Origin of the sequence: Nocardioides ochotonae (genome assembly GCF_011420305.2) — a bacterium.
GTDB lineage: Bacteria > Actinomycetota > Actinomycetes > Propionibacteriales > Nocardioidaceae > Nocardioides > Nocardioides ochotonae.
In genome coordinates this window covers 266432-287612 of record NZ_CP061769.1, presented here as the reverse complement: position 1 = coordinate 287612, position 21181 = coordinate 266432, and the positions used below count along the sequence as shown (strand labels likewise).

The window sequence follows — 21181 nt, the reverse complement described above, 5'->3', positions numbered from 1 at the left end:
TCAGCTCCTCGCGTTCTGGGTGGCCGCCGGCTGCACCGGCGGGGCGGCACGCCGCGCGCCGATCGGCATCCCGAGGGTCTTCGCGGCGACGATCTCCCGCATCACCTCGTTGGTGCCGCCGCCGAAGGTGTTGTTCTGGGCCCGGCGCCCCAGGTTCTCGACCCGGCCCTCGAGGGCGGCGCCGGGAGTGCCCGGGCGCAGCAGACCGGTGGCGCCGAGCACCTGCTGGAGCTGGCCGTAGGCGGTGACGACGGCCTCGGTGCCGAACACCTTGGCGGCCGCGGACTCGCCGCCGCCGAGGGTGTTGGCGGCGACGTCGGCGACCAGGCGCAGGTTGACGAGGTCGGCGGCGCTGAGGAGGGCGTAGACCTCCGCCAGGGTGCTGCGCACCCACGGCACGTCGTAGATCCGGTGCTCGCCGACCCGCTCGCTGAGCGTCCAGCGCAGCACCTCGTCGTACAGCTCGTTGGCGATGCCGCCGCGCGCGGCGAGGGCCACCCGCTCGTGGTTGAGCTGGTGGGTGATCAGCCCCCACCCCTCGTTCAGGCCGCCGACCAGGTTGCCGATCGGCACCCGGACGTCCTCGTAGTACGTCGCCGAGGTGCTGATCCCGCCGACCGTGTGGATCTCGGTGGCGGAGAAGCCGGGGTCGCTGGTCGGCACGAGCACCACCGAGATGCCGCGGTGCCGCGGCGCGTCCGGGTCGGTGCGCACGGCGAGCCAGACCCAGTCGGCGAAGACGCCGGCGCTGGTGAAGATCTTGTTGCCGTTGATCACCAGCTCCTCGCCCTCGACGCGCGCCCGGGTCTGCAGCGAGGCGAGGTCGGTGCCGGCGCCGGGCTCGGTGTAGCCGATCGCGAACATCAGCTCACCGCGCAGGATGCGGGGCAGGAAGTAGTCCTTCTGCTCCTGGGTGCCGGCCTTCATCAGCGCCGGGGCGACGGTGTTGAGGGTGACCAGCGACAGCGGCGCGTTGGCGCGGATGACCTCGTCGTAGAACACGTAGAGCGCCTCGGGGTCCTCCCCGCGCCCGCCGAACTCCTCGGGCCAGCCCAGGCCGAGCCAGCCGTCCGCGCCCATCTGGCGGTAGAGCCGCTCGAAGGTCGGGCCGCCCTCGGTCTGGTGCACCAGGTCGCGACGGTCCTCCTCGGTGATCAGCGCGGCGAAGTAGGCCCGCAGCTCGGCGCGGAGCCGCTGGGACCTCTCGGACAGATCAGGGTGCATGGGTGCGCCACCTCTCGTGGGCCAACGGGTGTGCGGGTGGGGTGGCAGGGTGCGGGGCCGGTACGCCGCGCTCAGCGCGGCAGGCGCAGCACCCGCCGGGCGATGACGTTGAGCTGGATCTCGATCGTGCCGCCGCCGAAGAGCACCGACGGGAGGCCGAGATGGTCGATCACCGGATCGGTGCTGCGGTGGTCGGTGGGGGCCACCGCGACCAGGCCGCGCGGGCCGAGCACCGCGAGCAGGTCGCGGGAGTTGTCGCGCTGGGCGATCGCGTTGAAGACCTTCTGCACGCTGATCTCGGCACCCAGCTCGAGGCGGCTGAGCCGGGCCAGCACGCTGCGCAGGTTGAGCGCGGCCAGCGCCATCTCGCGCCCGACGCAGCGTCCGAGCACGCGCACCACCTCCGCGCGGGGCACCGGGTGCGTCGGGTCGGCGAGGACCTCGCGGACCCGGTCGCTGGAGCCGTGGCTGAGGTGGGCGCCCATGCTCAGCCGCTCGTTGGCCAGGGTGGTCACGGCGAGGCGCCAACCGTCGCCGGGCGCAGCCACCAGGCACTCGTCGGGGACGAAGACGTCGTCGAGGAACACCTCGTTGAACTCCGCCATCCCGGTCGCCTGACGCAGCGGCCGGACGTCGATGCCGGCGGCGCGCATGTCGAGGAGGAAGTAGGAGATCCCCTCGTGCTTGGCCACGTCGGGATCGGTGCGGGCCAGGCACACGCCCCAGTCGGCCTCGTGGGCCATCGAGTTCCAGACCTTCTGGCCGTTCAGCACCCAGCCTCCCTCGACCTTGCGGGCGCGGGTGGAGAGCCCGGCCAGGTCCGACCCGGCCCCGGGCTCGCTGAACAGCTGGCACCAGAAGATCTCCCCGCGCAGCGTGGGGTCGACGAAGCGCTCCTGCTGGGCGGTGGTGCCGTGCACCAGCAGCGTGGGCAGCACCCACTCCCCGATCACCGTCGACGGGACGGCCAGCCCGGCGCGGGCGAACTCATCGGCGATCACCGCCTGCTCCTCGGCGCCGGCGTCGCGGCCCCAGGGTCGCGGGTAGTGCGGTGCGACGAGGCCCGCCTCGGCGAGCCGGCGCTGCCGCGCACCGCCGCGCGCGGGCACCCACCCCTGGGCGACCAGCCCGTCGTCGGGCAGCGCCGCGACCTCGGCCAGCACCTCGGCGACCTCCGCCCGCACCTCGGGCCACGCGTCGGCGTCGACGAAGGAGAAGTCGCGCCGGGCCTCGAGCGCCGTGGCGCCGAGCGCCGACTCCCAGCGGCCCTGGTCGCCACCCGCGGAGGCGAGGCTCACCGCGCGGCGCCAGTAGAGGTGCGCGTCGTGCTCCCAGGTGAAGCCGATGCCGCCGAGCAGGGAGATGCACTCGACGGCGGTGTCCACCACCGCCGGGAGGGCGCTCGCGCCGACCTGCGCGGCGACCAGCCGCTGCTGGGCGGGGTCCTGGTGCTCCGCGCGGGCGGCGTCCCACGCCGCGGCACAGACGAGCTCCGCGCGCACGAGCATCATCGCGGCCTTGTGCTGGACGGCCTGGAAGCTGCCGATCGGGCGGTCGAACTGCTTGCGGGTGCGGACGTGGTCGACCGCGGTCTCCAGGCACCAGCGCGCGACACCGGACGCCTCGGCCGCGAGCAGCGTGGCCACCACGAGGTCGACCCACTCCGGGCCAATGCCGGCGAGCCGGTCCTCGGCCGCGGCCCGGTGGCCGTTCAGCTCCAGCCGCCCCACGGAGCGGGTGAGGTCGGTGGGCTCGGCGGCGTGGCTGACCGCGCTCGGCCCGGGCCGTACGGCGAACCACGCGGGCGTGCCGTCCTCGAGCCCGGCGCGCACCACCAGCAGGTCGGCGCCGGGCACACCGAGCGCCGGCTCGCTGGTGCCGTCGAGCACCCAGCCGCCGTCGGCTCCCGGACGCGCCCGGAGGCCGGGGGTGCCCACGAGCGCGGCCGTGGCGCCGTCGGCGAGGTCGCCCAGCAGCGCCGGCACGGCGCCCTGCGGCGTCGCCCCGGCCAGCACCGCACTGGCCGTCACGGTGGGCAGGAACGGCCCGGGGTGGAGCCCGGCGCCCAGCTGCTCGGCCACGACCGCGAGCTCCGCGAGGCCGACGCCCGCCCCGCCGTACTGCTCGGGGAGGTGGAGGGCGTGCAGGCCCTGCTGGAGCAGCGCCGGCCAGGACGCAGGACGCTCGCCGGCGGCGAGCCCGTCGAGCTGCCCACGCGTCGACTCCATCGGAGCAGCGCGGCGGCTCCACGCGGCCACGGACGTCGCGAGGTCGCGGTGCTCCGTGGAGAGAGCGAGAGGCATGGCGCCTTCCTGGGTCGAGGTGACGGGGGTGTGGGGAGGTTCAGAGCCGTTCGAGCAGCAGGCAGGTGGTGGCGGCCGCGGCGCAGATGGCGACCATCGCCAGCTGCTTGTCGCGACGCTCCAGCTCCTCGATCGCGGTCGCGATCAGCCGGATGCCGGTGGCGCCGGCCGGGTGACCGAGCGCGATCGCGCCACCGAGGGGGTTGAGCAGGGCCTCGTCCACGCCGTGCACCCGGGCGAAGGACATCGGCACCGAGGCGAAGGCCTCGTTGACCTCGAGATGGTCGATGTCGGCCATCCGCAGGCCGGTGCGGGCCAGCACCCGCTCCGCGGCGGCGATCAGGCCGTCGAGCAGGTACGTCGTGTCGCCGCCGACCACGGCCTGGGACAGGATCCGGGCGCGCGGGCGGTGGCCGAGGGCGTGCGCCCGCTCGGCCGACATGAGCACCGCGGCGCTCGCCCCGTCGGAGACCTGCGAGGAGGTGCCGGCGGTGTGCAGGCCGCCCTCCTTCACCGGCCGCAGCCGGGCGAGGGCCTCCAGGCTGGTCTCGCGCAGGCCCTGGTCGCGGGTGACGACCCGCTCGCGACCGTCGGCGTCGAGGACGGTGACCGGGATGATCTGGGCGTCGAACAGGCCGGCGTCCCAGGCGGCCGCGGCGCGCTGCTGGGAGCGCAGGCCGTAGGCGTCGAGGTCGGCGCGGCCCAGCCCGCGGTGGACGGCGATCCGGTCGGCGCCGGTGTACTGGTCGGGGCTGTCGATGGACCAGCCGGCGGGGCGCGGGGTCCCGAGCCCGGCGCCGACCTTGTAGGTCAGCGGGACGTGCGACATCAGCTCGACGCCGCAGGCGATGCCGACGTCGACCGCGCCCATCGCGATCTGGCCGGCGAGCAGCAGCGTGGCCTGGGCGGCGGTGCCGCACTGGGCGTCGATGGTGGTGGCCCCGGTCTGCCAGGGCAGCCCGGCGTGCAGCCAGGCGGTGCGGGTGACGTTGCCGAACTGCTCGGCCAGCGGCGTCACGCAGCCGCCGACGACCTGCTCGACGAGCCGCGGGTCCACGCCGGTGCGCTCGAGCACGCCTCGCTGGGCGTGCCCGAGGAGCTCGGCCGCGTGGACGGAGTCCAGCCAGCCACCGCGTCTGCCGAACGGCGTACGAGCCGCGTCCACGATCACCGGGGTCATGCGCCGGCTCCGGCGAGCGGACGGGCGTCCAGCCCGTGCACCGTCAGCCCCCAGTCGCGGATCAGCTCGAGGCTGACCGTCACCTGCCCGGTGACGTCCTCGGGGCAGGCGCACAGCGCCACGGCGCCCTCGACCATCTCCTCCAGCGACTCGACCTGGTCGGGCCGGATGGTGTCCCCGACCAGCCGGGCGGCGCCCTCGCTGAGCACCGCGGCGGCCGGCTGGACCGTGTTCACCCGGATGCCGGTGCCGTGCAGCTCGGCGCCGAGCCCGTGGGTGATCCGGTCGAGCGCAGCCTTGGACGCGCCGTACACCGCCATCGCGGTGCCGGGCTCGACCAGCTCGAACGGCGGCCCCGGCGCGTGCCGGGTGGTCGCGCTGGAGAGGTTGACGATCCAGCCCGCCCCGGCCTCGCGCATGCCCGGCAGCACCGCCTGGGCGAGGTCGAGCGGGGCGTGCACGTTGACCTCGAAGACCAGCCGACGCCGCCGCAGCGGGTAGTCCACGAGCGGCTGGTAGATCGCCGCCGCGGCGTTGTTGACCAGTACGTCGACGGGGCCGCCGAGCAGCTCGACGGCCCGCGGCACGATCCGCGAGCGGCTCTCCTCGTCGCTGAGGTCGGCGGTGAGCGTCTCGACCCGGGTGCCGTAGCGCGCCAGACGCTGCGCGGTCTCGCGCAGGCTGCCGCCGAGCGGGTGCGAGTCGGGCTCGAGGGTGCGGGCCACGAGCACGACATCGGCACCCTCGGCGGCGAGCCGCTCGGCGATGCCGGCCCCGATGCCCCGGCTGGCGCCGGTCACCAGGGCGCGGCGCCCCTCGAACCGCCTCATCTCAGCTCCTCCGGATCATGGACCTCAGCGGTCGGTCGCCAGGACGATCGCGCTGTGCGGCACCGGCGAGCCGCCGGTGACCAGCACGTTGTCGAGGGTCTTGGCGGGCTGGTTCACCGAGGTCCCGCGGATCAGCCGGACGCCCTCGGCGATGCCGTTGACGCCGTGGATGTAGCCCTCGCCGAGCTGGCCGCCGTGGGTGTTGATCGGCAGCCGGCCGTCGAGCTCGAGGTTGCCGTCGGCGATGAAGTGGCGCGCCTCGCCGCGGCCGCAGAAGCCGTACTCCTCGAGCTGGAGCAGCACCATCGGGGTGAAGGCGTCGTAGAGGATCGCCGCGTCGATGTCGTCAGGACCGATGCCGGCCTGGCTCCACAGCTGGCGGGCGACGAGCTCGACCTCGGGCATCGCGTCGATGTCCTCGCGGTAGTAGCTGCTCATCGAGATCTGCTGCGGGCCGACGCCCTGCGCGGCGCCGGTGATCAGCGCCGGCGGGTGCGGGAGGTCGCGGCCGCGCTCGGCGCTCACGATGACCAGCGCCTGGCCGCCGTCGCTCTCCTGGCAGCAGTCGAGCAGGCGCAGCGGGTCCGCGATCATCCGGGAGGCCTGGTGCTCCTCGATCGTGATCGGACGACCGTGGAACCACGCCTTGGGATTGTTCGCCGCGTGCTTGCGCGAGAGCACCGAGATCGCGCCGAAGTCCGCGCTGGTCGCGCCGTAGCGCTCCATGTAGGTGCGCGCCAGGAACGCCTCCTGCTGGGCCGGCGTGAGCAGCCCGTAGGGGTTGATCCAGTTGCGGTACTCCTGGTCGGTGTTCTGGTTGTAGGCGAACGGCGGCGGGCCGGCGCCGAAGCGGTGGCCCGAGCGCTCGTTGAAGGCGCGGTAGACGACCACCACGTCCGCGACGCCGGAGGTGACCGCGAGGGCCGCCTGCTGCACCGGCGCGCACGCGCCGCCGCCGCCGTGCGGGATCCGGCTGAAGAACTTCAGCTCCGGGATGCCGAGCGCGCGGGCGACGGCGATCTCGGGGTTGGTCTCCATGGTGAACAGCGCGAAGCCGTCCACCTCCTCGACGCCGATCTGGGCGTCCTCGAGGGCGGCGAGCACCGACTCGCAGGCCAGCTGCCACTCGCTGCGCCCGGAGTTCTTGGAGAACTCGGTCGCGCCGATGCCGACGATCGCGGCGCCGCCGGAGAAACCCTTGCTCACTTCGCAGCCTCCTGGCTCGGGGTGATCGTGACGGTCGCGGTGACGTGCGCGCCGCGGGAGTTGCGGCCGACGACCTTGAGCGTGACGTCGTCGCCGGCGACCTCGGTGACCTCACCGGAGAAGGTCATGGTGTCCCCCGGGAAGTTCGGTACGCCGAGGCGCAGCGCGACCTTCTTGAACCGGGTCGCCGGGCCGAACACGTCGGTGACGTAGCGGTCCAGGAACCCGTTGGTGGAGTTGATCGACATGAAGATGTCGGGCGTGCCGCGCTCGTTGGCCTTCGTCGGGTCGTGGTGGACGTCCTCGAAGTCCTGCGAGGCGACGGCGGCCGCGACGATCGTCGTACGGTCCAGCGGGATGGCGAGCTCGGGCAGCGTGTCGCCGACCGAGCGGCCGCGGAGGTCGAGGGTCTCGATGCTCATGCCTGACCTCCGGCCGGTCGCAGCTGCGGCAGCACCTCGCCGTGGGCGTGCTCGGAGAAGCCGACCTCCAGCTCCATGCCGGTCTTGAGGTCGTCGTGGTCGACGCCGCTGATGTCGGCGACCAGGCGGGTGCCCTCCTCGAGGTCGACGAGGCCGACCGCGAGCGGGTAGGTGAACGCCGGGTCCTGGGGGTGGTGGATCACCGTCCAGCTGTGCAGGGTGCAGCGCCGGCTGGACTCCACGGTGTCCCACTCGAAGGAGCGGCACGACGGGCAGGCCGGGGCCGGGGGGTGGCGCAGCGTCTCGCAGGAGGTGCAGCGCTGGATCTCCAGACGCCCCTCGCGAGCGGCGCGGAAGAAGAACTCGTTGTCCTGGGTGACGGTCAGCCCGGGGACGGACGTGCGGGGGGCGTCGCTCATGCCACCTTCTCCTGGGTGCTCGGGTCGAATCGGAGCATCACGAACCGCTCGTCGACGAGCAGGTCGCCGTGCTGGTCCACGTAGCGCTTGTTCAGCGTGATGAAGCAGCCCAGCCCGAGGCCGGTGCGCTTCACCGGCGAGATGGACTCGATGGTGAAGTGGCAGGTGACGTGGTCGCCGGGCTGCAGCTCGCGCACGTACTCCTGCTCCTGGCTGGTCGCCACGACCGAGGTGAAGCCGTGCTCGGCCAGCAGCGCGAGCAGCCGGAAGTACGCGTGGTCCTCCACGACGCCGTCGGCCTGCTGGCGCTGGACGGCGCGCCAGCGGCGGTAGCCCTGCATGACCCAGGTGCTGACCATGGCCGGCGGGCAGATCACCCCGCTGCGACCGGTCTCACGCGCCGCGTCGGCGTCGACGTAGACGGGGTTGAGATCGTCGTGGGCCTCGACCCAGTTGCGGATCATCGCCTCGTTGACCGCGTAGCGGGCAACGCGCGGCGGCTCGGCAACCTGACCGACGAACTGCTCGAACTGTGCCTCGAGCTCCTTCATCACACCTCCGTAGCAAGCGCTTGGTTTTGCACCGTAGCACTCGTCGGCGGCGGCCGTCGCCGGCCGATCCCACTGGTCGCGATGCTCCGCGGGAACGCCCGTGCCGAACCCTCGCCCACCAGCCGGGCGGGGTCCAGACCGCCTCCCACCCACCGGAAGGCGCCGCGCGTCGCGGCGGCGCAGCCGCCACCCTCGCTGCACGACCCACCCGCCCGCGGAAGGACCACGATGAGCAAGGGATCGGACCGTCGGACCAGGATCAGGGACGTCTCCGCCGCGCTCTTCGCCACCCACGGCGTCGCAGCGACCACGGTGCGCGACATCGGCGAGGCCGCCGGCGTGCTGTCGGGCAGCCTCTACCACTACTTCCCCTCGAAGGACGCGATCCTCAGCGAGGTCCTCGGCGAGTTCATGAGCGACATCCACGCGGGCTTCCGCGAGGTGGTGGCCCGCGGGGACTCCCCCGCCGACACGGTGCGCGGGATGATCCACGCGACACTGCGCGTCATCGACACCCACCCGCACGCGACCGCGATCTACCAGAACGACCGCGCCTACCTGCGCGACCACGACCTGATCGCCGAGGTCGAGGCGCAGTCGCGGCTGATCCGCGAGCACTGGATGGCGGCCCTGCTCGCCGGGGTCGAGGACGGCACCTTCCGCGCCGACATCCCGGTCGAGATCGTCTACCGCTCGCTGCGTGACGCCCTGTGGGCCTCCATGCACTGGCCGACCCGGGGCTCACACAGCAGCGCGGAGCTCGGCGACCTGCTCGCCGCGGTCTTTCTCGAGGGGTTCACGCCCCGGGACTGACCGCCGTTCCCGCGCGGTCCGCGTCGAACCAGGACCACTCGCCCGCGACGACCGTGCGCAGCGGGGTCCGCAGCACCGTGCGCAGGCCGGGCACCGCGACCGGGGGCGGCAGGGTCGCGGCGACCTCCACCGGGTCGGCCTCGCACCAGTGCAGGCCGACCGTGTAGGCGCCCCGGGTGGTGTCGCGCCGGACGTCCCCGTCACCACCGTCGCCACCGTCGCCGCGCAGCGTGACGTCGCGGCTGGCGAAGCTCCAGGTGCCCAGGACCCCCGGCACCGCCAGGACCGCCGGCAGGTGCTCGCGGTGCAGCACGCCGAAGCCGGCCTCGGCGGCGGCGCCGCTCGGCTCGTCCGCGCGCAGCACCTCCAGGACGACGCCGCGGTGGGGGCGGTGCGGCAGCGCCTCGGGCGAGATCGCCACCCCGGGCGCCACCCGGCCGCCGAGGGGGCGGAAGAACCCGTTGACGCGGCGACGCGTCCACTCCAGCTCCGGGCGCCGGCCCTGCTCGAGGGTGGTCTGCCCCAGCTCGCTCCACTCCTCGATGCTGGCGCCCGCCGGCTCGGCGAACCAGTACATCGCGACGTACTGCGCGGGCGAGAGGACCGGGTCGTCGTCGATGGCCGAGGCGCCGCGGCACTCCGGCGAGCGCACCCACCGGTCGCCGTGCAGCACGCCCGGTAGCGCGAGGTTCTCCGGTCGGTGGTCGAGCTGGTGCCAGGCGTTGTAGTCGCGGTGCCGCGCCGGGTCGGTGACCTCGGGGAAGGAGAAGAACACGCGGGTGCAGCGCGACAGGGCGTGCGAGCCTCGGGACACGAGGGCCTCCTGGGATGCGGCGGGGCGGGCGGGCCGGACACCGCGATGATGTCGGGCGGGGTCGCCGCTCGGGGGCGCGTTCGACTCAGCGGGACCACCCGTCCGAGCGTGGACCTCCGCGCCGCTTCGACCCGTGCGCCGTGAGATTCTCTTTCCAGCACCAGGGGGAGAGGGGCACCATGAGCATCGAGGTCTTGAAGGCGGTCACCGACCTCCTGCCGACGCTGGCCGAGCGCGCCGACCAGGCCGAGGCCGACCGGCGGATCAGCGCCGAGACGATGGCCGACCTCAGCGCGGCCGGCGTCTTCGGGATGCTCCGGCCGCGGCGCTACGGCGGCCTGGAGTCCGACCCCTCGGACTTCTTCCACGTGGTCCGCACGATCTCCACCGCCTGCGGCTCCACCGGGTGGGTCAGCGCGGTCGTCGGGTGCCACCCGTGGCAGGTCGCGCTGTTCCCCCGCGAGGCCCAGGACGAGGTCTGGGGGAACGACCCCGACACGCTGATCGCCTCCTCCTACGCCCCGGTCGGGCGCCTGGTCCCCACGGACGGCGGCTTCCGCCTCACCGGCCGGTGGAGCTTCGCCTCCGGGGCCGACCACGCCTCCTGGCTGACCCTCGGCGGGCTCGTGGTCGGCACCGACGGGCGGCCGGTGGACTTCCTCACCGTGCTGGTCGCGCGCGAGGACGCCGAGATCCTCGACGTCTGGGACGCCGTCGGCCTCTCCGGCACCGGCAGCAACGACATCGTGGTCAAGGACGTGTTCGTGCCCGCCCACCGGCTGCTGCGCAACTACGACGTCGCGCACCTGCGCTCCCCCGGCCTCGCGGTCAACCCCGGCCCGCTGTACCGGATGCCGTTCGGCACCATCTTCACCACCGCCATCACGACCCCGCTCGTCGGCGTCGTGGAGGGGGCCTTCGAGGCCTACCTGGCCGCGATGCGCGACCGGATGCGCCTCAGCCTCGGCGGCGGCCGCTTCACCGAGGACGCCCACGCCCAGGTCGCCGTGGCCCGCGCCGCCTCGGAGATCGACGCCGCGATCCTCCAGCTCGAGCGCAACGTGCGCGAGATGTACGCCGAGACCGTCGCCGGCGCCGAGATCCCCATGCACATGCGCTTCCGCGCCCGCCGCGATCAGGTGCGCGCCACCGAGCGGGCGATCAGCGCCGTCGACATCCTCTTCAAGACCGCCGGCGGCGCCTCCCTGCGCCGCGGCAACCGCATCGAGCGCGCCTGGCGCGACGCCCACGCCGGCAGCGTGCACGTCGCCAACGACGTGGAGCGGGCGCTGGCGATGTACGGCAAGTTCGCCTTCGGCCTGGACGTCGAGGACAACCTGGTCTGAGGCCGGCGCGGGCCCGCGCCCGTGGGACTCAGAGCCAGGCGTCGGAGCCGACGGCGACCAGCCGGTCGAGGGTGTCGGCGGACCAGCCGCCTGCCGCCGGAGCGTCGGCGGCCGAGCGCGAGGAGCGACGGCGGTCCATCCGGCCGGCGATCCCGCGCGACACGCTCAGCACCAGCGGCACCAACCGCTCGAAGTTGACCGTGGGGTCCCCGACCAGCGAGACCGCGCCGAGCGGACCCTCGGGACCCGGGATGGCGGCGGCCACGCAGCCGACCTCGAGGTGGCACTCACCGCGGTCGATGGCCGCACCCTTGCGGGCCCGCACCCGGGTGAGCTCCTGGTGCAGCGTGCCGACGTCGCCGATGCTGTGCCGGGTCATGCGTCGCAGCGGGCCGCCGACCAGCAGCGCGTCGACGTCCTCGGCCGCGAGCGTGGCGAGCATCGCCTTGCCGAGCGCCGTGCAGTGCGCCGGCCGGCGGTCGCCCACCCGGCTCGGCACCTTGCTGGCGTAACGCCCCCCGACCTTGTCGAGGTAGCGGACGTCGGCGCCGTCGAGCACTGCGAGATGGACGACGAGGCCGGTCTGCAGGTGCAGCTCGCGCAGGTCCTCGGCCGCCGCCTCGCGCAGCTCGGTGTAGGTCGCGCTTCCGGTGCCGAGACCGAGCGCCCGGGATCCGAGGGAGTACCCGCCGGGGCTGTGCTGGATCCAGCTCAGCCCGACCAGCTGGTTCATGATCCGGTGCGCGGTGGACCGCGGCAGCCCGGTGACCCGGGCGACGTCCTCGAGCGACAGCCGCGTGGACGGCGAGGTGAACGCCTCCATGATCGTGGTCATCCGCTCGACCATCGACTGCGGGACCTCGCGGCGCCCGGTCGCACGCCGATCTGCCGCCTCTGCGCGAAGCACACTCACGACATCCTCCTCGCCTCGTTGCCACCGTGCGGGCACGTCCCGGCCTCGAGAGGCCCGGCCGCAGCCGTCGCACACATGCTAATCTACCAAGCAATTGCTAGGTAGGTTAACGCGGACGAAACGAAGCAGGTGAGGCGGGTGGACCCCAGACCGCGCGACAAGCGGATGGAGATCGACGACGTCGTCGCCGAGCTGCGCGACGGGATGACGATCGGCATCGGCGGATGGGGCCCGCGGCGCAAGCCGATGGCACTCGTGCGTGCGATCCTCCGCTCCGACCTCCGCGACCTGACGGTGGTGAGCTGGGGCGGCGCCGACCTCGGTCTGCTCGCCCGCGCCGGCAAGGTCCGCCGCGCCGTCTATGCGTTCGTCTCCCTCGACTCGGTCCCGCTCGAGCCGAGCTTCCAGCGCGCCCGCCAGAGCGGCACGATCCCCGAGGTCGTCGAGCTCGACGAGCAGATGTTCCTCACCGGGCTGCGCGCGGCCGCCCAGCGGCTGCCGTTCCTGCCGACCCGTGCCGGCCTCGGCTCCGACGTCCTGGTGCACAACCCCGAGATCCGCACGATCCGCAGTCCCTACCCGGGCCCGGACGGCGCGTACGACGACCTGGTCGCGATGCCCGCGCTGCGTCTGGACGTCGCGCTGGTGCACCTCAACCGCGCCGACGCGCACGGCAACGCGACGTACCTCGGGCCGGACCCGTACTTCGACGACCTGTTCTGCCTGGCCGCGGACCGCGCCTACGTCTCCACCGAGCGCGTGGTGCCGACCGCCGAGCTGAGCGACGGCGTGCCGGTGCAGCGGATGCTGCTGAACCGGCTGATGGTGAGCGGGGTCGTGGAGACGCCGAACGGCGCGCACTTCACCGCCTGCACCCCCGACTACCCCCGCGACGAGGCGTTCCAGCAGCTGTACGCCCGCGCCGCGCGCGGCAGCGACGAGGACTGGGCCGCCTTCCGCGACCGATTCCTCGCCGGCGACGAGGCGGCCTACCAGGACGCCGTACGGACCTGGACGGAGCAGCGATGAGCGCGGAGCACACCGACCCGACCCGCGCGGAGGTGTGCGCGGTCGCCGTGGCCGACGCCTTCGCCGAGGACGGCGAGACGCTGGCCAGCCCGATCGGGCTGATCCCGATGCTCGGCGCCCGACTGGCGCGGCGCACCGTCAACCCCGACCTGGTGCTCAGCGACGGGGTCTCGCTCTTCGTCGCCGACGACCCGCCGCTGGGCGAGTCGGGGCAGGAGGTCGAGGGCTGGTTCCCTCACCCCCGGGTCTTCGACATGCTCACCTTCGGCCGGCGCCACGTGATGATGGGCGCCCCGCAGCTGGACCGCCACGGCAACCAGAACCTCTCCGCGATCGGCGACTTCGACCGTCCCGACCGCCAGCTCCTCGGCACCCGCGCGGCGCCGGCCAACACCGTCAACCACCGCACGTCGTACTGGATCCCGCGGCACTCCCCGCGGGCCCTGGTCGAGCGGGTCGACGTCGTCTGCGGCGTCGGGGCCGCGGCGGCGCGGGCGGCCGGCAGCGGCGCGACCCGCTTCCACGACCTGCACCGGGTCGTCACCGACCTCGCGGTCCTCGACTTCACCGGGCCGGACGGCACCCTGCGGGTGCGCAGCGTGCACCCCGGCGTCGAGGCCGAGGAGCTGCGCGCGGCGACCGGCTTCGCGCTCGAGCTGCCCGACCCGCTGCCCCGCACCCGGCTTCCCCGCCCCGAGGAGCTGCGGCTGATCCGGGAGGTCCTCGACCCCCGCGGCCTGCGCGAGCGGGAAGTGCCGACGCGCTGAGTCACTCGTCGACCGGGTCATCCCGTGCCGTGGAGGGGGTCAGACCTTCTTGCTCGCCGCCACCGCGAGCCGGTCGACGAAGTCGTTCATCCGGTCGCCGGAGTGGCCCTTGACCCAGCGGAACGCGATGTCGCCGCGCGCCTCGACGGCGTCGACCAGCGGCTCCCACAGGTCGCGGTTGGCGACCGGCTTGCGGGCGGTGTTCACCCAGCCGCGGGTGCGCCAGCCGCGCCACCAGGCGTCGCGGAAGCAGTTCACGACGTAGGTCGAGTCGCTGACGATGAGCAGCGGGCCGTCCAGGGAGCGCACCGCCTCGAGGGCGGCGCGGATCTCCATGCGCTGGTTGGTCGAGGGGGCCTCGCGACCCGAGGCCCACACGGCCTGGTCCACCGCCCAGGCCCAGCCGCCGGGGCCGGGGTTGCCGGCGCAGGCGCCGTCGGTGAAGACCTCGCGCGCGCCGGGCGGCACGGGCATGGCGGGCGGAGTGGGGCGGCGGGTCCGGGGAGGCACGACCGGCAACCTTGGCACAGCCGTCGCGGCGGCCTCACCCCGGGACCGCGGGTGCCCTCACTTGTCCAGGTCGACGGTCTCGTTGGTGCCGGGGAACTTCTCGGGGTCGCCGCTCACCGCGGCCCGGGCGGCGCCGACGAGACGCTTGACCCGCGAGGCCGGGCTGTCCCAGTACTCGGCGCTGTGCGCGGCCACGCGCAGCAGCACCAGGCCGGGGGTGTCCGGCCCGTCGGGGAACCAGACCTTCAGCGGCGCCGACCACAGCTCCTCCATGCGGGACCGGTCGCGCACCACCTCCGCGGTGCCGGCGACCGAGGTCCACGCGGTGTTGCGGTGGTCAGCGAAGGAGACGCCCACCTCCGGCCGCGCCGCGATCTGGGTGGCCGCGCTGGAGTCCTCGTGGGTGAAGAACCACAGGTCGCCGTCGAACTCGGCCTCCTGCAGCGCCATCGGCCGGCTCACCAGCCGGCCGTCGTCGGTCTGGGTCGTGAGCATGCACAGGTGCGCGGCGCGAACCAGGTCGGCGACACGCTGCTGGGGGTCGGTGGTGTCGGTCATGGCGCGCCAGTACCCGCGTTGCGCCTGTGGGATCCTGCGACCATGACCCAGCCCCGCCGCGGGCGGCCCGGCCACGACCAGGCCGCGGTGCTGCAGACAGCGATCGACCTGTTCAACCGCCACGGCTACGAGGGCACGAGCATGGGCGACCTCGCCGCCGCGCTCGGCGTCACCAAGGCCGCGATCTACCACCACGTGCCGGGCAAGGAACACCTCCTCGCGCAGGCCCTGGACGAGGCCCTCGACGAGCTCGACGCGCTCGTCACCGCCGCCGCCTCCGCCCCGGGCACGGCCTACGAGCGGCTGCGCGCGGTGGTCCGCGGCGCGGTCGACGTGCTGGTCGCCCACCAGCCGGCGGTGACGCTGCTGCTCCGGGTGCGCGGCAACAGCCCGGTCGAGCTCGACGCGCTGCGCCGGCGCCGCGAGGTGGATGCCCGGCTGGCCGACCTGGTCCGCGCCGCGGCGGCCGAGGGCTCCGTGCGCGCCGACCTCGATCCCGAGCTGGTCAGCCGGCTGGTCTTCGGCACCGTGAACTCCCTCGTCGAGTGGCACCGTCCCGGCGGTGAGCTGACCCCCGACGCGCTCGCCGACGCGGTCACCACGGTGGTGTTCGACGGTCTGCACGCGGGCGCCGGGCCCGAGCTGTAACGCGGGGTTATTGACGCTTCCGCGGTCGTAGACCGCGTGTGCAGCGTCAATAACCCCGCGTTACAAGCGGGTGGGGGCGGGCGGCGCGGCGGTCAGTGCCCCGCCACCGCGTGCGGGACGTAGCCCGCGGAGAGCTCGGCGAGCTCGTCGGCGGAGAGCTCCAGGTCGACCGCGGCGACCGCATCGGTGAGGTGGCCCATCCGAGTGACGCCCACGATCGGGGAGGTGACCACGGGCTGGTGCAGCAGCCAGGCGAGGGCGACCTGGGCCCGGGAGACGCCTCGGCGCTCGGCGACCGCACCGACCGCCTCGACGATGGTGCGGTCGGACTCGGGGTAGAGGTCGGCGCCCCACGTGTCGGACTCCAGGCGGCGGGTGGTCTCCTCCCACGGCCGGGTGAGGCGGCCGCGGGCCAGCGGGCTCCACGGCAGCACTCCCACCCCGGAGTCGGCGCAGTACGGCAGCATCTCCCGCTCCTCCTCGCGGTAGAGCAGGTTGTAGTGGTCCTGCATCGAGACGAAGCGGGTCCACCCGTGCAGGTCGGCGGCGTGCTGGGCCTTGGCGAACTGCCAGGCGTACATCGAGGAGGCGCCGAGGTAGCGGGCCTTGCCGGCCTTCACCACGTCGTGGAGGGCCTCCATGGTCTCCTCGATCGGCGTGTGCGGGTCCCAGCGGTGGATCTGGTAGAGGTCGACGTGGTCGACGCCCAGTCGGCGCAGGCTGTGGTCGATCTCGGCCATGATCGCGCGCCGCGAGAGGCCGCCGCCGTTGGGACCGGGCCGCATCACGCCGTGCACCTTGGTGGCGATGACGACCTCGTCGCGCGTGGCGATCTCCTTCAGCAGCCGGCCGGTCACCTCCTCGCTGGTGCCGGCGGCGTACACGTTGGCGGTGTCGAAGACGTTGATCCCGGACTCGTACGCCGCGCGCACGATCGGGCGGGCGGCGTCCTCGTCGAGGATCCACGGGTGCCAGCCCTGGGACGGGTCGCCCCAGCTCATGCAGCCGAGGCTGACCGCGGAGACCTCGAGACCGGTGCTGCCCAGGCGTACGTAGCGCATGCCCGCGAGGCTAGCCCCGCTCAGCGCAGGGTGTGGACCATCTCGCCGATGCCCTCGACCCAGGTGCGCAGCGTCTCCCCGGACCGCAGGAAGCGCTGCGGCTCGCGCCCGACGCCGACGCCGTCCGGGGTGCCGGTGAAGACGATGTCGCCGGGCAGCAGCGTGAGCACCCGGGAGAGCTCCGCGACCGCGCGCGGGACGGAGAACAGCAGCCGGCTGGTGCGCCCGTCCTGGACGACCTCGCCGTCGATCGCGCAGCCGAGGGCGAGGTCGTCGGGGTCGGCGAGCTCGTCGGGGCTCACCAGCCACGGCCCCGTGGGGCTGAAGCCGGGGTAGGACTTGGCCAGCCCGAACTGCGGGGCCGGGCCGGCGAACTGGCGCCGCCGCTCGGAGAGGTCCTGACCCACGCAGAGCCCGGCGACATGGTCCCAGGCCTGCTCGGGGGTGATCCGGTGCGCGGTGCGCCCGATGACGGCGACCACCTCCACCTCCCAGTCGGTGTTCCCGCCCGCGGGCAGGTCGACGACGCCGCGCGGCCCGGTGAGGCTGCTGGCGAACTTGGGGAACACCGGCGGCAGCTCGGTGGGCGCCTCGAACCCGGTCTCGCGGGCGTGCTCGGCGTAGTTGAACCCCAACCCCATCGCCTGGAGCGGCCGCGGGGAGGGCGGGCCCAGCCGGTCCGGGTCGACGTCGAGGTCGGCGACGAGCTCGTCGGCCGCCGCGGCGTACCACGCGCGTACGGCGTCCCAGTGCTCGAAGACCGTCTCCGGGGCCGGGCCGAAGCGGCCGCCCGACGCGGCGTGCAGGTCCACGCCGCGGGCGCCGGTGCCGTCCGCAGCACCGGTCGAGAGCACCAGGACCGCGCGGCCCTCCAGGTTGGCCAGGCGCATGGCTCTCTCCTCAGGGCTGTGGTCGTGGGATCCGGGTCAGGCGTCGAAGTCGACGCTCACCGTCGCCGACACGGGCTCAGCCTGACAGGTGAGCACGAACCCGGCCACCACCTCGTCGGGCTCCAGCGCGTGGTTGCGGCGCATCTCCACCTCGCCCTCCACCACCCGTGCCCGACAGGTGCCGCAGACGCCGCCGCGGCAGGCGAACGGCAGGTCGGCGCGGGCCGACTGGGCGGCGTCCAGCACGGTGGCGTCGCGGGCCGCGGTGACCACGGTGCTGCGCCCGTCGAGCACCACCCGCACCTCGCTGGTCGCTCCGGTCGGCGCCACCGGCGCGCGCCGGAGCGGCGGCGGCACGTCGTCCTCGTCGACGTGGAAGAGCTCGACGTGCACCCGCTCGGGCGGCACCCCGAGCTCGGCGAGCACCTCGCGGGCGCCGCGCACCATCGCGAACGGGCCGCAGATCCACACGTGGTCGACCCCGAGGACGTCGAGCGGGACCAGCTCGGTGAGCAGCCGGCGCAGCCGGTCTGGGTCCAGGCGCCCGGTCAGCAGCTCGGCGTCGCGGGCCTCGCGGCTCAGCACGTGCACCAGCTGCACCCGGGGGCCGTAGCGGTCCTTGAGGTCGGCGAGCTCGTCGACGAACATCACCGACCCGCTGGTGCGGTTGCCGTAGAGCAGCGCCACCTCGGTGCCGGGCTGCTCCAGCACGGTCGCGGCGATCGAGAGCACCGGCGTGATCCCGGACCCGGCGGCCACGCACAGGTGCCGCTCGCCGGGCCGCGGCTCGGCGCGGAAGCGACCGCTCGGCGCGAGCACCTCCACCGGGGTGCCGGGGCGCACCTCGCGCACCAGCCAGGAGGAGAAGAGCCCGTCGGCGATCTCGCGCACGCCGATCCGCGGCGGCGCCCCGACCGGTGCGCACAGCGAGTACGAGCGCCGCTGCTCGACGCCGTCGACCTCCCGGCGCAGGGTGACCGACTGGCCGGCGGCGAAGGCGTACTCCGCGCACAGCTCGGGCGGCACCTCGAAGGTGATCGCCGCGGCGTCCGCGCACAGCGGCTCGACCGCCGCGACCCGCAGGGTGTGGAAGCCCATCAGACCTCCTTGAGGTGCTCGAAGGGCTCGGCGCAGTCGCGGCAGCGCAGGATCGCGGTGCAGGCGGTCGGCCCGAAGCGGGACAGCAGGTCGACGTGCTCCGACCCGCAGCGCGGGCAGCGCGCGGCGTACCGGGTCGGGGCGAGCAGCAGCGGCACCGCGCCCCCGGCCCGTCCGCCGGCAGGACCGGGCGGCGAGACGCCGGCTGCGGCGAGCGCGGCCCGACCGTGCTCGGTGATGTCGTCGGTGCTCCACGGCGGGGCGAGCGCCAGGCGCACCTCCACCCGGGCCCAGCCGGCGGCGTGCAGGGCGCGCTCGAGGTCGTCGCGCATGGTGGCGGTGGCCGGACAGCCGGAGTAGGTCGGCGTGAGCGTGACGCGCACGCCGCGGTCGGTCCCGTCACCGTCCTCGACCACCTCGCGCAGCACGCCGAGGTCGGCGAGGGTCACCATCGGCAGCTCGGGGTCGACGACGTCGGCGGCGACCTCCCAGGCGCTGCGCATCGCGCTCACCACCGGCCCCGCGGGTGCGCCCGGGCGACCGACTGCATCTCGCCCAGCACCTCGGCGAGCCGGTCGGGCGGCTCGCCCACCCCGTCGGTGCCCGGCACGGCCAGCTCCGCGCGGTCGAAGAGCGCACCCACGGCCTCGGCCACCTGCGCGCGCACCTCCGGGTGTCGCGCCAGCAGCTCGGCGTACGACGGGGCGAGCGCGGCCACCGCCTCGACCGTGCGCCGGCGCGACTCCGCGGTGCCCTGGGCGAGGGTCAGCACCCAGGAGGCCGCCCAGTCCCGGTGGTAGGCGACCTCGGAGACACCGGCCCCGGCGATCGCGGCCAGCACCGGGTCGGCGTGGGTGCGGGCCCGGGCGAGCACCTCGAGCCGCACGCCGGCCCACCAGAAGAGCCTGACCACCGCGTGCGCGAAGTCGGGGTCGGGCAGCGCCGCCGTGCGCGAGCTGCGGAACTCCCCCGGCCCGCGGAAGAACGCGAGGGCGTCCTCGGGGGCGACCGGGGCGCCCTCCGGCAGCGTCGGGAGTACGCCGGGGTCCGCGGCGGCGGCTCGGGTGAGCAGCCGCCGGGCCTGGCCGAGCAGGTCGAGCGCCACGTTGGCGAGCGCGATGTCGTCCTCCAGCTCCGGGGCGCGGCTGCACCACTCCGAGAGCCGGTGGCCCAGCACGAGCGCGTCGTCGCCGAGGGCCACGCACTCGCGCGCCAGCTCGCCGGCGTCCACCCCGGGCGGCACGGAGGTGTCGAGGCCCGCGAGCGGGTCCTCCGCGCGGGTGCCGAACGCCCAGTGCGTGGCGTCCGCGCCGGTGGCGTCGACCAGCCCGGCGTACACCGACTGCTCCTCGGGCTCAGATGTGCGGGACATCGGCGGGCAGCTCGTAGAAGGTCGGGTGGCGATAGACCTTGTCGCCGCTGGGGGCGAAGAAGGGGTCCTTCTCGTCGGGGCTCGAGGCGGTGACCGCGTCGGCGCGGACCACCCAGATGCTCACGCCCTCGCTGCGCCGGGTGTAGACGTCGCGCGCATGGCGCAGCGCCATCGCGTCGTCGGCGGCGTGCAGCGAGCCGACGTGCACGTGGTTGAGGCCGCGGCGGCCCCGGACGAAGACCTCGTAGAGCGGCCACTCGGGGGTGCTCATCGGGCCACCTCCTCCGGAGCCGGCTGCTCGGCGCGCCGGCGGGCGAAGGCGGTCGCCGCCTCGCGCACCCAGGCGCCCTCCTCGTGGGCGCGGCGACGGTGCGCGAGCCGCTCGGCGTTGCACGGTCCGTCGCCGGAGACCACCCGGCGCAGCTCCTCCCAGTCGGGGGTGCCGAAGTCGTGCGCCCCGCGCTCGGGGTTCCAGCGCAGCTCGGGGTCCGGGAGCGTGACGCCCAGGACCTCGGCCTGCGGGACCGTCATGTCGACGAACTTCTGGCGCAGCTCGTCGTTGGTGTTGCGCTTGATCCCCCACGCCATCGACTGCGCGGTGTTGGGCGAGTCGGTGTCGGGCGGGCCGAACATCATCAGCGCCGGCCACCAGAACCGGTCGACCGACTCCTGCACCATCGCGCGCTGCTCCTCGGTGCCGCGCGACATGGCCAGCAGCAGCTCGAAGCCCTGGCGCTGGTGGAAGGACTCCTCCTTGCAGATGCGCACCATCGCGCGGCCGTAGGGGCCGTAGGACGTGCGGCACAGCGGCACCTGGTTGCAGATCGCCGCGCCGTCGACGAGCCAGCCGATGGTGCCGACGTCGGCGTACGACGGGGTGGGGTAGTTGAAGATCGAGGAGTACTTCTGCGCCCCGCTGAGCAGCTTGGCGCCGAGCTCGGCGCGGCTGACGCCGAGGGTCTCCGCGGCGGCGTACAGGTAGAGGCCGTGGCCGGCCTCGTCCTGCACCTTGGCCAGCAGGATCGCCTTGCGGCGCAGGGTGGGCGCGCGGGTGATCCAGGCGCCCTCGGGCTGCATGCCGATCACCTCGGAGTGGGCGTGCTGGGCGATCTGGCGCACCAGCGTCGCGCGGTAGGCGTCCGGCATCTCATCGCGCGGCTCCACCCGCTCGTGTCGCTCGAGCAGCTCCTCGAACCTCGCGCCCATCGCGTCTCCCGGGTGTGCGGC

The 21181-nt window shown here is 74.2% G+C and carries 24 protein-coding genes; 5 read left to right on the top strand and 19 right to left on the bottom strand.

Translation table 11 applies throughout. The annotated features are described in order from the left end of the window. The 8 genes from HBO46_RS01435 to HBO46_RS01400 form a co-directional block, all read right to left on the bottom strand. A complete protein-coding gene (locus tag HBO46_RS01435; protein ID WP_166135866.1) occupies positions 1 to 1224 on the bottom strand; it encodes an acyl-CoA dehydrogenase family protein in 1224 nt (407 codons plus the stop codon). Positions 1225 to 1295: 71 nt separating this feature from the next. After that, a complete protein-coding gene (locus HBO46_RS01430) occupies positions 1296 to 3527 on the bottom strand; it encodes an acyl-CoA dehydrogenase (RefSeq protein WP_166135863.1) in 2232 nt (743 codons plus the stop codon). A gap of 40 nt (positions 3528 to 3567) precedes the next feature. Further along, a complete protein-coding gene (locus tag HBO46_RS01425) occupies positions 3568 to 4707 on the bottom strand; it encodes a steroid 3-ketoacyl-CoA thiolase (RefSeq protein WP_166135860.1) in 1140 nt (379 codons plus the stop codon). Beyond that, positions 4704 to 5537 (bottom strand): SDR family NAD(P)-dependent oxidoreductase, encoded by an 834-nt coding sequence (locus HBO46_RS01420; RefSeq protein ID WP_166135857.1) that lies wholly within the window; start codon positions 5535 to 5537, stop codon positions 4704 to 4706. Before HBO46_RS01420 ends, HBO46_RS01425 begins: the two co-directional genes overlap by 4 nt. Positions 5538 to 5561: 24 nt before the next feature. Further along, complete coding sequence (locus HBO46_RS01415) at positions 5562 to 6743, bottom strand: lipid-transfer protein (protein ID WP_166135854.1); 1182 nt, start codon at positions 6741 to 6743, stop codon at positions 5562 to 5564. Beyond that, positions 6740 to 7165, bottom strand: coding sequence for a MaoC family dehydratase (locus tag HBO46_RS01410; RefSeq protein ID WP_166135851.1), 426 nt, complete (start codon positions 7163 to 7165; stop codon positions 6740 to 6742). The genes HBO46_RS01415 and HBO46_RS01410 overlap by 4 nt, the downstream gene beginning before the upstream one ends. Continuing rightward, entirely contained in the window at positions 7162 to 7584 is a 423-nt protein-coding gene (locus tag HBO46_RS01405) for a Zn-ribbon domain-containing OB-fold protein (RefSeq protein ID WP_166135848.1), read from the bottom strand. The genes HBO46_RS01410 and HBO46_RS01405 overlap by 4 nt, the downstream gene beginning before the upstream one ends. After that, complete coding sequence (locus HBO46_RS01400) at positions 7581 to 8135, bottom strand: FAS1-like dehydratase domain-containing protein (RefSeq protein ID WP_166135845.1); 555 nt, start codon at positions 8133 to 8135, stop codon at positions 7581 to 7583. The genes HBO46_RS01405 and HBO46_RS01400 overlap by 4 nt, the downstream gene beginning before the upstream one ends. A 228-nt stretch (positions 8136 to 8363) precedes the next feature. On the opposite strand from HBO46_RS01400, the gene HBO46_RS01395 reads away from it, so the two are divergent. After that, positions 8364 to 8948, top strand: coding sequence for a TetR/AcrR family transcriptional regulator (locus HBO46_RS01395; RefSeq protein ID WP_166135842.1), 585 nt, complete (start codon positions 8364 to 8366; stop codon positions 8946 to 8948). On the opposite strand, the gene HBO46_RS01390 is transcribed toward HBO46_RS01395, so the two are convergent. Next, entirely contained in the window at positions 8932 to 9762 is an 831-nt protein-coding gene (locus HBO46_RS01390) for a hypothetical protein (protein WP_166135839.1), read from the bottom strand. The genes HBO46_RS01395 and HBO46_RS01390 overlap by 17 nt on opposite strands. 179 nt (positions 9763 to 9941) lie before the next feature. Here HBO46_RS01390 and hsaA point away from each other — a divergent pair, with 179 nt between their 5' ends. Further along, positions 9942 to 11108 (top strand): 3-hydroxy-9,10-secoandrosta-1,3,5(10)-triene-9,17-dione monooxygenase oxygenase subunit, encoded by a 1167-nt coding sequence (gene hsaA, locus HBO46_RS01385; RefSeq protein WP_166135836.1) that lies wholly within the window; start codon positions 9942 to 9944, stop codon positions 11106 to 11108. Between the two features lie 28 nt (positions 11109 to 11136). Here the strand turns inward: hsaA and HBO46_RS01380 are convergent, their stop codons facing one another. Beyond that, positions 11137 to 12021 (bottom strand): IclR family transcriptional regulator, encoded by an 885-nt coding sequence (locus HBO46_RS01380; RefSeq protein WP_207949866.1) that lies wholly within the window; start codon positions 12019 to 12021, stop codon positions 11137 to 11139. Positions 12022 to 12159: 138 nt separating this feature from the next. Between HBO46_RS01380 and HBO46_RS01375 the strand changes: the two genes are divergently transcribed. Both HBO46_RS01375 and HBO46_RS01370 read left to right on the top strand, forming a co-directional pair. Further along, on the top strand, positions 12160 to 13050 hold the full coding sequence (locus HBO46_RS01375) for a CoA transferase subunit A (protein WP_224769318.1): 891 nt from the start codon (positions 12160 to 12162) through the stop codon (positions 13048 to 13050). Next, a complete protein-coding gene (locus HBO46_RS01370) occupies positions 13047 to 13817 on the top strand; it encodes a CoA-transferase subunit beta (RefSeq protein WP_166135833.1) in 771 nt (256 codons plus the stop codon). The genes HBO46_RS01375 and HBO46_RS01370 overlap by 4 nt, the downstream gene beginning before the upstream one ends. Before the next feature lie 39 nt (positions 13818 to 13856). Here the strand turns inward: HBO46_RS01370 and HBO46_RS01365 are convergent, their stop codons facing one another. Together HBO46_RS01365 and HBO46_RS01360 are read right to left on the bottom strand one after the other, a co-directional pair. Continuing rightward, a complete protein-coding gene (locus tag HBO46_RS01365; RefSeq protein WP_224769317.1) occupies positions 13857 to 14327 on the bottom strand; it encodes a ribonuclease H family protein in 471 nt (156 codons plus the stop codon). Positions 14328 to 14384: 57 nt separating this feature from the next. After that, positions 14385 to 14885 (bottom strand): pyridoxamine 5'-phosphate oxidase family protein, encoded by a 501-nt coding sequence (locus HBO46_RS01360; RefSeq protein WP_166135830.1) that lies wholly within the window; start codon positions 14883 to 14885, stop codon positions 14385 to 14387. A 42-nt stretch (positions 14886 to 14927) separates the two neighbouring features. On the opposite strand from HBO46_RS01360, the gene HBO46_RS01355 reads away from it, so the two are divergent. Continuing rightward, on the top strand, positions 14928 to 15533 hold the full coding sequence (locus HBO46_RS01355; protein WP_166135827.1) for a TetR/AcrR family transcriptional regulator: 606 nt from the start codon (positions 14928 to 14930) through the stop codon (positions 15531 to 15533). Between the two features lie 92 nt (positions 15534 to 15625). Here the strand turns inward: HBO46_RS01355 and HBO46_RS01350 are convergent, their stop codons facing one another. The 7 genes from HBO46_RS01350 to paaA are packed head-to-tail and all read right to left on the bottom strand — an operon-like array spanning position 15626 to position 21160. Further along, a complete protein-coding gene (locus HBO46_RS01350; protein WP_166135824.1) occupies positions 15626 to 16594 on the bottom strand; it encodes an aldo/keto reductase in 969 nt (322 codons plus the stop codon). A 20-nt stretch (positions 16595 to 16614) separates the two neighbouring features. Next, positions 16615 to 17484 carry a fumarylacetoacetate hydrolase family protein gene (locus tag HBO46_RS01345; protein ID WP_166135821.1) on the bottom strand — a complete coding sequence of 290 codons (870 nt, stop codon included), beginning with the start codon at positions 17482 to 17484 and terminating at the stop codon, positions 16615 to 16617. Positions 17485 to 17520: 36 nt separating this feature from the next. After that, on the bottom strand, positions 17521 to 18582 hold the full coding sequence (gene paaE / locus HBO46_RS01340) for a 1,2-phenylacetyl-CoA epoxidase subunit PaaE (RefSeq protein ID WP_166135818.1): 1062 nt from the start codon (positions 18580 to 18582) through the stop codon (positions 17521 to 17523). Beyond that, positions 18582 to 19085, bottom strand: a complete 504-nt coding sequence (gene paaD / locus HBO46_RS01335) for a 1,2-phenylacetyl-CoA epoxidase subunit PaaD (RefSeq protein ID WP_166136344.1) — start codon at positions 19083 to 19085, stop codon at positions 18582 to 18584. The genes paaE and paaD overlap by 1 nt, the downstream gene beginning before the upstream one ends. A 5-nt stretch (positions 19086 to 19090) precedes the next feature. After that, complete coding sequence (gene paaC, locus HBO46_RS01330; protein WP_166135815.1) at positions 19091 to 19954, bottom strand: 1,2-phenylacetyl-CoA epoxidase subunit PaaC; 864 nt, start codon at positions 19952 to 19954, stop codon at positions 19091 to 19093. Then, positions 19938 to 20225 carry a 1,2-phenylacetyl-CoA epoxidase subunit PaaB gene (paaB, locus tag HBO46_RS01325; protein WP_166135812.1) on the bottom strand — a complete coding sequence of 96 codons (288 nt, stop codon included), beginning with the start codon at positions 20223 to 20225 and terminating at the stop codon, positions 19938 to 19940. The genes paaC and paaB overlap by 17 nt, the downstream gene beginning before the upstream one ends. Beyond that, positions 20222 to 21160, bottom strand: a complete 939-nt coding sequence (gene paaA / locus HBO46_RS01320; RefSeq protein ID WP_166135809.1) for a 1,2-phenylacetyl-CoA epoxidase subunit PaaA — start codon at positions 21158 to 21160, stop codon at positions 20222 to 20224. The genes paaB and paaA overlap by 4 nt, the downstream gene beginning before the upstream one ends. Positions 21161 to 21181 lie beyond the last annotated feature (21 nt).

Bases quoted from the DNA above. Each gene is read 5' to 3' on its own strand.
- HBO46_RS01435 (WP_166135866.1), bottom strand. From the start codon at position 1,224: ATGCACCCTGATCTGTCCGAGAGGTCCCAGCGGCTCCGCGCCGAGCTG.
- HBO46_RS01430 (WP_166135863.1), bottom strand. From the start codon at position 3,527: ATGCCTCTCGCTCTCTCCACGGAGCACCGCGACCTCGCGACGTCCGTG.
- HBO46_RS01425 (WP_166135860.1), bottom strand. From the start codon at position 4,707: ATGACCCCGGTGATCGTGGACGCGGCTCGTACGCCGTTCGGCAGACGC.
- HBO46_RS01420 (WP_166135857.1), bottom strand. From the start codon at position 5,537: ATGAGGCGGTTCGAGGGGCGCCGCGCCCTGGTGACCGGCGCCAGCCGG.
- HBO46_RS01410 (WP_166135851.1), bottom strand. From the start codon at position 7,165: ATGAGCATCGAGACCCTCGACCTCCGCGGCCGCTCGGTCGGCGACACG.
- HBO46_RS01405 (WP_166135848.1), bottom strand. From the start codon at position 7,584: ATGAGCGACGCCCCCCGCACGTCCGTCCCCGGGCTGACCGTCACCCAG.
- HBO46_RS01400 (WP_166135845.1), bottom strand. From the start codon at position 8,135: ATGAAGGAGCTCGAGGCACAGTTCGAGCAGTTCGTCGGTCAGGTTGCC.
- HBO46_RS01395 (WP_166135842.1), top strand. From the start codon at position 8,364: ATGAGCAAGGGATCGGACCGTCGGACCAGGATCAGGGACGTCTCCGCC.
- hsaA (WP_166135836.1), top strand. From the start codon at position 9,942: ATGAGCATCGAGGTCTTGAAGGCGGTCACCGACCTCCTGCCGACGCTG.
- HBO46_RS01370 (WP_166135833.1), top strand. From the start codon at position 13,047: ATGAGCGCGGAGCACACCGACCCGACCCGCGCGGAGGTGTGCGCGGTC.
- HBO46_RS01360 (WP_166135830.1), bottom strand. From the start codon at position 14,885: ATGACCGACACCACCGACCCCCAGCAGCGTGTCGCCGACCTGGTTCGC.
- HBO46_RS01355 (WP_166135827.1), top strand. From the start codon at position 14,928: ATGACCCAGCCCCGCCGCGGGCGGCCCGGCCACGACCAGGCCGCGGTG.
- HBO46_RS01350 (WP_166135824.1), bottom strand. From the start codon at position 16,594: ATGCGCTACGTACGCCTGGGCAGCACCGGTCTCGAGGTCTCCGCGGTC.
- HBO46_RS01345 (WP_166135821.1), bottom strand. From the start codon at position 17,484: ATGCGCCTGGCCAACCTGGAGGGCCGCGCGGTCCTGGTGCTCTCGACC.
- paaE (WP_166135818.1), bottom strand. From the start codon at position 18,582: ATGGGCTTCCACACCCTGCGGGTCGCGGCGGTCGAGCCGCTGTGCGCG.
- paaD (WP_166136344.1), bottom strand. From the start codon at position 19,085: ATGCGCAGCGCCTGGGAGGTCGCCGCCGACGTCGTCGACCCCGAGCTG.
- paaC (WP_166135815.1), bottom strand. From the start codon at position 19,954: ATGTCCCGCACATCTGAGCCCGAGGAGCAGTCGGTGTACGCCGGGCTG.
- paaB (WP_166135812.1), bottom strand. From the start codon at position 20,225: ATGAGCACCCCCGAGTGGCCGCTCTACGAGGTCTTCGTCCGGGGCCGC.
- paaA (WP_166135809.1), bottom strand. From the start codon at position 21,160: ATGGGCGCGAGGTTCGAGGAGCTGCTCGAGCGACACGAGCGGGTGGAG.